The 11,238-nt window shown below is 61.0% G+C and carries 8 protein-coding genes; 3 read left to right on the forward strand and 5 right to left on the reverse strand.

Annotated elements, in window-relative coordinates; genetic code table 11:
• Positions 1–4: 4 nt before the first annotated feature.
• From tssI to tssH, 5 genes are all read right to left on the reverse strand, one after another.
• Positions 5–2,269: a type VI secretion system tip protein TssI/VgrG gene (gene tssI, locus OLZ32_RS24505; protein ID WP_264399589.1), complete on the reverse strand. Its 2,265-nt coding sequence runs from the start codon at positions 2,267–2,269 to the stop codon at positions 5–7.
• A 28-nt stretch (positions 2,270–2,297) separates the two neighbouring features.
• Complete coding sequence (locus OLZ32_RS24510; RefSeq protein WP_264399588.1) at positions 2,298–3,227, reverse strand: hypothetical protein; 930 nt, start codon at positions 3,225–3,227, stop codon at positions 2,298–2,300.
• A 9-nt stretch (positions 3,228–3,236) separates the two neighbouring features.
• Positions 3,237–4,313 carry a hypothetical protein gene (locus OLZ32_RS24515; RefSeq protein WP_264423258.1) on the reverse strand — a complete coding sequence of 359 codons (1,077 nt, stop codon included), beginning with the start codon at positions 4,311–4,313 and terminating at the stop codon, positions 3,237–3,239.
• A gap of 149 nt (positions 4,314–4,462) precedes the next feature.
• Complete coding sequence (locus OLZ32_RS24520) at positions 4,463–4,939, reverse strand: Hcp family type VI secretion system effector (RefSeq protein ID WP_003575677.1); 477 nt, start codon at positions 4,937–4,939, stop codon at positions 4,463–4,465.
• A 41-nt stretch (positions 4,940–4,980) separates the two neighbouring features.
• Positions 4,981–7,743 carry a type VI secretion system ATPase TssH gene (tssH, locus tag OLZ32_RS24525; RefSeq protein ID WP_264399586.1) on the reverse strand — a complete coding sequence of 921 codons (2,763 nt, stop codon included), beginning with the start codon at positions 7,741–7,743 and terminating at the stop codon, positions 4,981–4,983.
• A gap of 230 nt (positions 7,744–7,973) precedes the next feature.
• Between tssH and tssA the strand changes: the two genes are divergently transcribed.
• From tssA to tssC, 3 genes are all read left to right on the forward strand, one after another.
• On the forward strand, positions 7,974–9,038 hold the full coding sequence (gene tssA / locus OLZ32_RS24530) for a type VI secretion system protein TssA (RefSeq protein ID WP_264423260.1): 1,065 nt from the start codon (positions 7,974–7,976) through the stop codon (positions 9,036–9,038).
• Between the two features lie 57 nt (positions 9,039–9,095).
• Positions 9,096–9,620 carry a type VI secretion system contractile sheath small subunit gene (gene tssB / locus OLZ32_RS24535; protein WP_041937007.1) on the forward strand — a complete coding sequence of 175 codons (525 nt, stop codon included), beginning with the start codon at positions 9,096–9,098 and terminating at the stop codon, positions 9,618–9,620.
• Positions 9,621–9,749: 129 nt separating this feature from the next.
• A complete protein-coding gene (gene tssC / locus OLZ32_RS24540) occupies positions 9,750–11,231 on the forward strand; it encodes a type VI secretion system contractile sheath large subunit (protein ID WP_011649237.1) in 1,482 nt (493 codons plus the stop codon).
• Positions 11,232–11,238: the final 7 nt, after the last annotated feature.

Genomic DNA, 11,238 nt, shown 5'->3' on the forward strand with positions numbered 1-11,238 from the left:
CTCCTCAGTTCAGATCGATCGGCTTGCCGCGCATCTGGAAGTGTTCGGTGGCGACGAAGTTGAACGTCTTGCCGAGAATGATCACTTCGCCATTCGCCTTCATGATGAATTTGGAATCGCCGCATTCGATGACGAATTCCTCGCCGACGGCGATCTTCTTGAACTTGCCGACGCTCTCCAGCGATGTCTGGCCGACATTGGTCACTTTGCTGACGCCGATCTGCTCGGCGCGGGCGATGCCGATCGTGTCGGATTTGAAAGAGCCGACGATGGTGTTCATGATGCCGGGAAGCGGGAAGAGGCCTGAAGCCGCATCGCCGACACCCGTGCCGGAGCCGGCCAGCGCCGTGCCGGCATCGGCGCGCGGGCTTGGCCCCGAGACGACCCCCTCACGGCTGCCAAGACCACCGGCGCCTAGGAAACCAAGAGCCGACGACGCAACTGTGCCGGCAAAGGCCGCAAGCCCCGGCCCGCCACCGCCTGCTATTTGCCCGGCCTGCGCCAGCAGCCCCGCCGTATGCCCGGAAAGACCACTGACCGCCCCCATCAACGCCATCGCCATCGGCCCCGTGCCGCCGACGACGGTGTTCATCGAACCGCCGACTTCATGTTTCTGGTTGCCGCCGACTTCAACCGTCCGGTTGGCGCCGATCGCCGAAACCTCGTGGCGATCGATGCGCTTGGTGCGGTCATTCAGTACGCGTGTCGTCTGGTCCTTCTGCGCATGGAAGAACATGTTTTCGCTGCCGGCCTCGTCTTCGAAGGTCATCTCGTTGAAGCCGGTGCCCTTATGCGAGTTCGAGCGCATGACCATGCGGGTCTTGTTGGCCGGCAGGTCGTAAGGGACTGCGTTGCTGGGATTGGGCACCACGCCGGTCACTAGCGGCCGGTCGGGGTCGCCGTCGACGAAGGCGACCATCACTTCCATGCCGATGCGCGGGATGACCTGGGCGCCCCAGGTCCCGCCTCCCCAGACCTGGCTGACGCGCACCCAGCAGGTGTCAGAACCGTCCTTCTTGGCCTTGCGATCCCAGGGGAACCACAGCTTGATGCGGCCGTACTGGTCGGGGTGGATCTCCTCGCCGGAAGGGCCGGCGACGATCGCCACCTGGGTGCCCTCGATCCGCGGTCGCTTCGTCTCGCGATGCGGCGTCATCGCCACCCGCGACGGCACCGCCTCGAATGTGTTCGTGTATTCCGGTTCATTGCTATTCGTCTCATACGAACGGTCGACGACGGTATGCACCGACTTGACCACCACATGCTCTTCATAGGCATGGTCAGGATGGGCGACTTCATAGGGGGTGAAGCGGCGTCCCGCCTCCAGAATGCGGGATGTGGAGGCGCCGAAGACCCGGTCGTGATCGGCTTCGGACGCCTGCATCCTGAGTTTTTCCGCCCGCTCCGCCTCGGCCACGGACGAAATGCGCGCCGGATATTCGTAAAGCTCGCGCTTGGTCGCTTCAGGCATCTGCACCAGCGACGGGGTCATGGTGCCGGGCACCATGCGCGGCGTTTCGAAATTCCAGTCGGCGCCTGCCCGCTGGCCCGGCACATAGGAATAGCGCCGGCTCCACTCGTTGATGTGGTTGCGGTCGGACGAGCCCTGCGCCAGGCGGACCCGCCCTTCGCCCTGCGCCGAGGGCGACGGGCCGAGCCAGGATCTTGCGCCATCTGCCACATGCAGCTTGTGTTTGCCGTCCTCATGGGAGAACCAGTAGAACAGGCCGTCTTCCTCGAAACGTCGCGTGAGATAGGCAAGGTCCGTTTCGTTCCACTGCACCGAATAATGCTGCGGCGGCGGTGGCGTGATCACGCCCGACGTATCGGGCGCCGGGATGCCGTGTTCGGAAAACAGCGTCTCGACGATATCGACCGAGGTCTTGTCCATCCAGATGCGGCAGTCGGAACGGCGCGAAAGCAGCCACATCTGCGGCCTGAGCACCATGGAATAGGATCTGAGGCCGCGCGTGATGGGCGGTCCCTCGTTGAGTTCGGTCACCAGGCCGTTGAACGGCCGGCGCACGCCGCCGCCATCGTCACCCTGCTGCACCTCGACGGAGACATCCATCAGCCGGCCGATCAGTTCCTCCGGCTTGACGGATGGTTTCTTGGCGCGGGCCGAGAGCTTGATTTCAAAGAGCGAGGAAATCCCTTCCTCGATCGTCACCCGCTCCGGCAGAAGCTGGTCCTCGCCGAGCGGCGAGACGATCTTCAGAATACGGTTCGCCTGGATGAAATCGGCGGCGAGGGATTGCAAATCGTCCATAACATCACGTTCCGTCTTGGGAGCCGAATTACTGCTGCTGTTGCGGCCGAGGATGGGTTTTGAGATAATCCGCCAGCGCCTGGAAATATTGCCCCAGCATTTCGGTATTGGCCTGGTCGGACGCCTGCCTGTAACTTTCGATGAGCGCGTCGCGCTTGGCCTTTCCACCCGGGCTCTCGTAGAAATCCGTCAACACCGAGACGTCTTCCGGAGACAGAGTGGCCAGCACAAAGGTCAGGCGCGTCTTTTCGTTCGCCCGCGCTATGTCCTTGGGAACCGGCTTTTCGTTCTCGCTTTTCGAACGCAGCGACGAGATCACGCCCTGCATTTCGGATTGCAGCTTGTCCTTTGAAGCGGACGCCAGTGTCTCGACATCGGAATTGGAAAGAGCCTCAAGGCAGAGATACATGAGCTGTGCGGTGAAAGCGGTGTCCACAGCAAGATCCGGGCCAGCCATCAGATCGGCAAGCCGACTGATACGCGGACCGTTGTCCGGGTCGGCAAGACGCGTTTCGATGTCTTTCGCCGCTGTTTGGTCCTGCGCTTCATACATGCGAGCGACCTTCGTCTGCCCCTCTTCCAAAGCCGCTGCCGTTTTGGCGAAGGCCTTCGGATCAGCGGCACCGTCGCCTGCCTCACCCACGGCTTTCGATATTTCGGCAAGCATGCTGTCGGCCTTGAAGGAAGATCGCGCCGCGGTTTCAAGCAGAGGCTGCGCATCCGAAGTTGCGGAAATGCCCCGATCGGCCGCAGCCTTCGCGACATTTTCGACAGCGGCAGGCGTGCCGGAAAGGCGCGACGCCACCTGCTCGATCTGAAGCAGGGATTGATCGGTGGTATCAGACGCGCCAACCATGCCGGCAGCACTTGCGGCCATGGCGCAGACGAGAGCGGCCGCAACCAGCCAGCGCATACGACCCATCAATCCGTGCGGCTTCAGGAGATCCGTCAACAGCATCGACACCCCTCAGATCATCCTGACGTCGGTGAGCTGCTTGGGCCGCGCTTCGGTGGACAGGCGGTTGATGATCTGCTCCGCCTTCGCCAGTTGCGTGCTGCCTGTGGGGTCGATCAGCAGCTTTTCGGCAAAATTCTGCTCGGGATAGAAGGATGAATTGCCGGTAAGACGGCTGAGCGTATTGATGCGATCCCGCACGACCGATCCGATATTGTCGTATTCGACACGCTGACCGGGTTCGAAAGGCTGCAGCGGCCGGCCGATAAAGCGGGGCGAAGTGGCCTTCGGATAATCCGTTGCCGAAGGCAGCTGCGGAATGGCGTTCTTGCTGTATTCGATATCCCGGCCCATGCCGCCGGCGGTCCCGCCGGTGGCAGGCACATAGGTCACCAGCTTGTCGGAATCCAGAACCGCGCTCATGTAGAACAAGAGCTCCATCTTCCGGGACAGCCTGTTTTCGTCGACGCGCCGGCTCTCCGGCGGATTGCAGAACGGCGTCTTGCCGACCAGATCGGCAAGCCTGGATTTGTTGGCTTCGGTGATCGAATTGTCCTGCTGCACGCCCCTGACGAAATCATGCACGCAGATGTGGTTGGTGTCGATGAAATCGGCGATCCGCGTCATGAAATTGAGGGCGGTCGGCGCCGAGGCGATCGGCGCGCTGCTCGTCAGCTTCTCCGCAGCGCTGGTCACCTGCTTGTTGGCGAGCTTCTTGGCCTCGTCGAGCACGCCACCGAGCGCAAACATCACCGGCTTGCTGGTGGCGGCGGCATGCATCAGGTCGAAGGTGCGGTTGAGATTGTTGTTGCAGATCACGCGCAGCGCCGCGCGCCCCGCCAGCACACGCACCGAAGTCGTGGCGAAGGCGGCCATCATGATGCTGCCCGTCAGGACCGAAGCAGAAAACACGAAAAGCTCGGCCAGCATGCGGTCGCGGGATTCCTGGGCCTTTGTGGTTTTCTGGTAATTGTCGATGGCGAGATCGTAAGCCCGCACATAGGGATTGGCGACATTCGTCTCCCATTGGGATTTGTACTTGGGCAATTCTATAAGAATATCGTTCAAACGATCAGTTGCAGCCGACACGATCATCTCCATTGTCTAAAGCGCAAGGATGTCTCTCAACTCATCTGCGAAAACAGCTGTTTGATTGGCCTCCCCCAGGAATGGAAAAGACAACCGAAAACACGGGTCGCAGTGCCAGCCAGGGCTGGCACTGCCTGTGTCGGGAAACCTTAAGCGGCCTTGGTGGTCGCGAGATCGTAAGAAGCGATCATCGGCGACTGCGGCGAGTGCTTGTCGTCGTAAGGCGTGTACTTCACTTCCATCTTGGTGAAGTTCAGCTTGATCGTCTCGACCGGGCGGTCGCCGTTGGAATCGATCGAGTAGCTGGCGATCAGCGTATTTTCGAGGGAGTACTCGATATAGGTGTCGCCAGGATTGCCCGTGGTGACGAGATGGATGACGGAGCGCTTGCCGGTACGGCCCGAGCAGGCCTCCTGGAAAAGCTTGGTCGACGAGGAGTCGCTGACCTTGGTGAGGATCACTTCCGAAACGGTCGGCTCGGAAGCTTCACGGTTCGCCGCCGAACCAGCGGACGTGTTCATGTTGCGGGCTACATTCCAGTGGATGGCTTCGATATCCATCCATTTGCGATGCTGCTCGTGGGTAGCATCCCCCTGGATACCGTCGATCTGAAGATAAATCGGCATGCTGTCAGCTCTCCTGTTGGCGGTTGAGTGCCTAGTTGCGTCTAAGGCGTAGTTGCCTTTCTTCTCGCTGCTCCCCGAGTGCGCTTGCGGCTCGGGGTTACTTCATCCGACAACCGGTTTTCTCCCGGCGTGTCGAATTCCTGCGGGGCGGCCTCTTCGGCATCGAGGCCGAAGCGATGGCCGTCGTATCCGATGGCGACCCCGCTAATTTTCTTCCCCTGCCCAACGGCATCGAGGAAAAACGTCGAAAGCACAGGCAAGAGGTCGCGGGCGATCATGACCTCGATCGCGCGGGCGCCCACCTCGCTGGTGCGCGCCCGGGAAATCAGCGCGTCGCGGGCTTCCGGCGACAATGAAAGCTTGGTGCCGTAGGTGGCCTCGACCCTCTCGCGGATACGGCCGATCTGAATATCGACGATGCCCGAAAGGGTCTCGTTACCAAGCGGCATGAACGGCAGCACCGTCGTGCGACCAAGGAAGGCCGGCTTGAAATGCTTCTGCAATTCCGGCGCCAGCAGCGCTTCGAGCGCCTCTGCCTCCGGCATCGTGTCGGGATCAGCGACAAGTGCGGCGATCATCTCCGAACCGGTATTCGCCGTCATGACGATGGTGGTGTTCTTGAAATCGATGTCCCGGCCTTCGCCGTCGCGCAGCGTTCCCTTGTCGAACACCTGATAGAAGATTTCCTGGACACCCGGATGCGCCTTGTCGATCTCGTCGAGCAGCAGCACCCCATAGGGCCTGCGCCTCACCGCCTCGGTGAGCACGCCGCCTTCGCCGTAACCGACATAACCGGGGGGCGAGCCGAGGAGCATGGAAATCTTATGCTCCTCCTTGAACTCGGACATGTTGATGGTCGTGAGGTACCGGCTGCCGCCATAGAGCATATCGGCGAGCGAAAGCGCAGTTTCGGTCTTGCCGGTGCCGGACATGCCGACCAGCAGGAAGACGGCCGGCGGCCGCCGCGGATCGGAAAGCCCGGCGCGGGCGGCCCGCATGGCCGAAGCGATCCGCTCGATCGCCGCGTCCTGGCCAAGCACCCTCTCCTTCAGACGGGCATCGAGCGTCTTGACGGTCTCGATCTGGTCCGACAGCAGCTTGCCGACGGGAATGCCGGTCCAGCGGGCAACAACGGCGGCAACGATTTCCTTGTCGACGACGCGCGGCAGGAGCGGCGTTTGGTCCGCGACTGTCGCCAGGCTCCGTTCAGTGACAGCAAGTGCTGCGCGTGCGCATTCCGCCGTCATCGCCTGCGACGGGAAAGGCGCCACATTCGTGCCGTCGCCGCTCTTGTCGGCCGGCGCCAGCGGGACGACGGCGTCGTCGGGCGAAAAGAACTCTTCCAGCCGGTCAGCCTCCCGGACGAGCCGGTTTTCTTCGTCGAATTTCGACCGAAGCGTCTCGATCTCCAGGACGATCTGCTGCTGCTTGCCTGCGATTTCGCCAAGCCGGGCGCGCTTTTCCGGCGTCTCCGGTTCGCGTGCGAGCCAGTTCGCCTCGGTTTCCAGAAGATCGCGCTCGTCGGCGAGCAGCTTCAGCGCCTCCGGCGTCGTCTGGCGCGCCAGCGCCACCGCAGCAGCTGCCGTATCGATCAGGCTGATTGCCTTGTCGGGAAGCTGCCGGTCCGGCAGATATCTGGCCGAAAGCCGGACGGCGGCGACGATCGCCTCGTCGCGGATGCGGACCTTGTGGTGGGTTTTCAGGCCTTCCGCCACGCCGCGCAGCATGCGGATGGCGGCTTCTTCGTCCGGCTCGCGAACATGCACGGTCTGAAAGCGGCGGGTGAGTGCGGCGTCCTTTTCGATGAAGCGCTTGTATTCGCTCCAGGTCGTTGCCGCGATCGTCCGCAGTTCCCCGCGCGCCAAAGCGGGCTTCAGGATATTGGCGGCATCGCCCTGCCCTGCCTGTCCGCCGGCGCCGATCAGCCCATGCGCTTCGTCAATGAACAGAATGATCGGCTCCGGCGACGTCTTTACCGCATCGACCACGCCATGCAGCCGCCGTTCGAACTCACCTTTGACGCCGGCCCCGGCCTGCAGCAGGCTCAGGTCCAGCAGCAGCAGCTTCACGTCCTTCAACCGGGCCGGCACGTTGCCGGCGGCGATCTCCAGCGCCAGTGCTTCCGCCACCGCAGTCTTGCCGACACCCGCCTCGCCGACGAGGATCGGATTGTTCTGCCGCCGACGCATCAGGATATCGATCAACTGCCGCAATTCGCGATCGCGACCGATGACCGGGTCGGTTCGGCCCGCGCGGGCATCCGCGGTCATGTCGTGGGTGTAGAGCCGCAGGAATTCATTGTCACCGGACGGGGTGGCGGGCACGGAAAACTGTTCCGACACGCCTGGCGCCGCCTTCTCCAGCAAGCTGTCGAGCATCGCTCTGTCCAGATTGCGCATCGACGGGGCAATGCCCCGCGTCACCGCCCGCAATGCCGGCTCGTTGATCAGCGCGGCAAGCAGATCGGCCAAAAGCACGACATTGCGCCCGCACTGCAGCGATGCAACCAGAAAGGATTCCCGGCCAAGGGCGAGCAGGTTCGGGGACAGCGCAAGCGAGGCGCCATCCTCTCTCGGCATGTCGGCGATCGCCGCGTCGAGCTCCATTCTCAGCATCTCGGAGGAGAGCTTGAGCTCTTCGAAAACGGCAGAAAATCCTGCGATATCAAGAAGGGAGCGAAGCCAGTGGGCGATATCCACGACGGCATGCTGATGACGCACGGCAAGCGAAGCCGCTGTCTCAAGACCGACACGTAGATTGGGCTCAAGCGTTCTTACCAGACGATTGAGATCGATATGGGACATTCGCAAGTCCTGTTTTTACGTCGAAATTCAGTACGCTCACCCGATGCGAAGAAACAACTAGGGCGCTCATAAACCCTTGTCCAGAAGAAAAACGACTCTATTTTGAAAAATGAGCATATCGAAAGTCGTCATAAATCCGTCATCATCCTTCTATGGTTGACAAGCCAATATGAGCCGCCCAAAATAGCCATTATTCGCATTATGCTCTGCTTTTTGAGGAATTTAACCGCGTGAATGTTCGCGAAATTATAGATCCACTTGAACAAAATCATCCGTGCGGAGAAAACGTGCGGAGTAATACTGTGTCTCGTGAAATATACTATAGAATTAAGGACGCGAGAAACGCCGCACGTACAGCCGAACGTAGTATTATCCCGGGTGAAACTATTGCGATTGCACCTGCTTGGCACGATGTTAGCAATCTTGGATTGCAGATCCTTTCTTCGAAGAGCAAGGACATCGAAGTATTGGCATGGCTCGCTGAAGCGCAGTTGCGGCTGCGGGGGTTCTCAGGATTGCATGACGTCTACGTCGCAACCGTGTCGCTTTTAGACAAGCATTTCGACGCTTTGCATTCGATCGGAGATGGTGACGTCGAGGAACGGTTTGCGCCGTTTGCGGGGCTGAACGGCGTCGGCGGCGAAGGAACGCTTATCCAGGCTATTCGTTTGACATCATTGATCCCGGGCGGAAAGTTCGCCCAGTTTTCGCTTTGGGATTTCCAGCTTTCGCAGCGGCCGAACGAAACCGAGCGGCGCAAGGAATTGCAGCAGGCGGCGGCGGAAGCCGGTGTCGCTCAGATGGCAGCCTATCTCGGCGTGCTGACCGAGTGCATTGCCGCTTTCGATCGCATGGTCGAAATACTTGACGAACACTGCGGTGACCAGGCGCCACCGAGTTCGAATACACGCAATGTGTTGCAGGAGGCGGCATCTGCAATCCGGATGCTGGCAGGAATCGAAGCTCCGCTCGCCGCTCCGCAAACCCTTGCCTCGCAAGGCTCCGAGCCACTGCAGGCAAGCGAAACCGACGAGTCCGAAGCCATTGGCCTGCGGCCTGTCAGCACCGAGACGATTCGTTCGCGGGAAGAGGCCTTCGAACTTCTGATCGCCGTCGCCCGCTATTTCCGCCGCACCGAGCCCCATTCACCGATCTCCATGTCGATCGAAACGCTGGTGCGTCGCGGCCGCATGGATTTTTTCGAGCTTCTTGCCGAGCTCCTGCCCGAACAGCAAACGCGCAACGCGGTGCTGACGGCAGCCGGCATCCAGCCCGTAGCCGACAAGGGAGGCTAACGGCACGCCGCAGCATCCTCAATTGACAATCCGCCGATGAGACGAAGGAGAATCTCGATGGCAAGTGTGCATGAAAAACTGGAACGGGTTCGCAAACCGCGAGTCCACATCAAATACGAAGTGGAAACCGAAGGCGCGATGGTGGTGAAGGAACTGCCTTTCGTCGTCGGCGTACTCGGCGATTTCTCCGGAAATCCCACGCAGCAGCTCAAGCCGTTCGGCGAGCGCAAGTTCGTGCAGGTCGACCGCGACAACTTCGACGACGTCATGCGCCGCATGACGCCGGGCCTCACCCTGTCGGTCGAGAACACCCTCGAGAAAAACGGAACCGAGCTTCCCGTTTCGCTGAAATTCGAAAGCATGGCCGATTTCGAACCCGGCGCGGTCGTCGATCAGGTGCCGGCGCTGAAGGCCCTGCTCAACGCACGCAACCAGCTGCGCGACCTGATGAGCAAGGCGGACCGCTCCGAAGAGCTCGAGCGCCTGCTCGAGGATATCCTGCAGAACAAGGCCGATCTCTCGCAGCTGGTGGCCCAGCTCGGCGGTGACAAGGCCGAAGAGGCCAAGGACGCATTGAACTGAGTACCTGGGATCGCGGACCGATCGCGCCCGCGCGCTCCATTCCTGAAGAGTCGTTGTCCGGCAGCGGCCCCTTTTGAAGGGAACCCCTCATGCTTCGAGGGCCGCCGCTTTCGCAAAAAGGATCGATAGATGACCGCCGAAACGCAATTGCAAACAAAGGAAGACGTAGGCTTCGCGCCTGATGAAAACCTGCTCTCGAAGGTCGTTGCGGCGACCCGCCAGACCGAGCCAGACCGTGCCCAGGACCTTCTGCGCACCCTCACCGATCAAGCCCTGAAGGGCACCGTCACCTATGATCGCAACCTGACGATCACCTTGAACAATGCCATTGCCGAAATCGACAAGGCGATATCAAGCCAGCTCGCGGCCATCATGCAGTCGCCTGAGTTCACCAAGCTCGAAGGCGCCTGGCGCGGCCTGAACTATCTCGTCAAGAACAGCGAGACCAGCGCCAACCTGAAGATCCGCGTGCTCAATGCATCCAAGCGCGATGTCGCCAAGGATCTGGCAAAGGCCGTCGAATTCGACCAGTCGCGGCTTTTCAAGTCGGTCTATGAAGACGAATTCGGCACGCCGGGCGGCGAACCGATGGGCGCGCTGATCGGCGATTTCGAATTCGACAATTCCTTTGACGACGTCCAGCTTCTGCAGGGCGTGTCGATGATCGCCGCAGCCGCTTTCGCCCCGTTCATCTCGGCCGCCAGCCCGCGCATGTTCGGCTTCGAGGATTTCCGGGAGCTCGCAAAACCCCGCGATCTCGAGAAGATCTTCGAGACGGTTGAATACGCAAAGTGGCGCAGCCTGCGTGACAGCGATGATTCCCGCTTCGTGACGCTCGCCATGCCGCGTGTGCTCGCCCGCATGCCCTACGGCCCGAAGACCAGCCCGATCGAGGAGTTCAACTTCGACGAAACCGGCGGTTCCAAGACCGGCGAGCTGTCGCACGGCTCTTACTGCTGGATGAACGCGGCCTATGTGATGGGGACACGTCTGACCGAGGCCTTCGCCAAGAACGGTTGGTGCACCGCCATTCGCGGGGCGGAAAACGGTGGCAAGGTCGAAGGGCTGCCGATGCACATCTTCTCGAGCGACGACGGCGATCTGGACCTGAAGTGCCCAACGGAAGTCGGTATCACCGATCGCCGCGACGCCGAACTCGGCAAGCTCGGCTTCCTGCCGCTCTGCCATTACAAGAATACGGACTATGCCGTGTTCTTCGGGGCGCAGACCGCGCACAAGCCGAAGCTCTACGATCGGCCCGAGGCGACTGCCAATGCGGCCGTTTCAGCCCGCCTGCCCTATATGATGGCGACCTCGCGCTTCGCCCATTATCTCAAGGTCATGGGCCGCGATAAGATCGGCTCCTTCATGGAAGCGGAGGATTGCGAGGCCTGGCTCAATCGCTGGATCTCCAACTATGTCAACGCCAATGACGACGCCGGCGAAGAGTCGCGAGCGAAATATCCGCTGCGCGAGGCGAAAGTCACCGTACAGGAAATCCCCGGCAGGCCGGGCGCCTACAACGCCGTGGCCTGGATGCGCCCGTGGCTGCAGATGGAGGAATTGACCACCTCGCTGCGCATGGTCGCCCGGATTCCCTCGAAGAACTGATGAAAGC

It is taken from the genome of Rhizobium acaciae, assembly GCF_025941625.1.
Taxonomy (GTDB): Bacteria; Pseudomonadota; Alphaproteobacteria; order Rhizobiales; family Rhizobiaceae; genus Rhizobium; species Rhizobium acaciae.

Coding starts and splice junctions, on each gene's coding strand:
- tssC (WP_011649237.1), top strand. CDS start 9,750: ATGACCGCCGAAACGCAATTGCAAACAAAGGAAGACGTAGGCTTCGCG.
- tssB (WP_041937007.1), top strand. CDS start 9,096: ATGGCAAGTGTGCATGAAAAACTGGAACGGGTTCGCAAACCGCGAGTC.
- OLZ32_RS24510 (WP_264399588.1), bottom strand. CDS start 3,227: ATGCTGTTGACGGATCTCCTGAAGCCGCACGGATTGATGGGTCGTATG.
- tssH (WP_264399586.1), bottom strand. CDS start 7,743: ATGTCCCATATCGATCTCAATCGTCTGGTAAGAACGCTTGAGCCCAAT.
- OLZ32_RS24520 (WP_003575677.1), bottom strand. CDS start 4,939: ATGCCGATTTATCTTCAGATCGACGGTATCCAGGGGGATGCTACCCAC.
- tssI (WP_264399589.1), bottom strand. CDS start 2,269: ATGGACGATTTGCAATCCCTCGCCGCCGATTTCATCCAGGCGAACCGT.